The organism is Micrococcus sp. Mcc89 (assembly GCF_024519795.1).
Classification (GTDB): Bacteria; Actinomycetota; Actinomycetes; order Actinomycetales; family Micrococcaceae; genus Micrococcus; species Micrococcus luteus.
Genome location: NZ_JALJRI010000034.1, coordinates 1 through 373 on the forward strand (window position 1 = coordinate 1; position 373 = coordinate 373).

The following is a 373-nucleotide window of genomic DNA, read 5'->3' on the forward strand; positions in this document are numbered from 1 at the left end:
TCCTCGATCAGATGCTTGATCGTCTCCAGGGAGTCACCCTTGGTGTGCCCGATCAGGCCCACCGGACCCCGCTTGATCCACCCCGAGGCGTACAGGCCCGGCACCGGGGCACCGTCCGCGTCCAGCACCCGGCCTTCCGCGTTCGGGATCACACCGCGCACCTCATCGAACTCCACCCCCTCCACCGGGGACCCGAAGTACCCCACGGCCCGGTAGATCGCCTGCACCGGGTAGTCCACGGTCTCCCCCGTCGGGCGGACCCCACCGGAGCCGTCCAACTCCATCCGGCGCATCCGCAGGCCGTCCACCCGGCCGTCGCCGTCCTCGTCCAGGAACTCCTCCGGGGCCTGCAGGAAATGCAGGTGCAGCCGAC

At 70.2% G+C, this 373-nt stretch carries 1 pseudogene; it reads right to left on the reverse strand.

The features are described 5' to 3' along the window. Positions 1-373, reverse strand: a pseudogene (locus NR072_RS05275) (pyridine nucleotide-disulfide oxidoreductase); the annotation flags it as partial.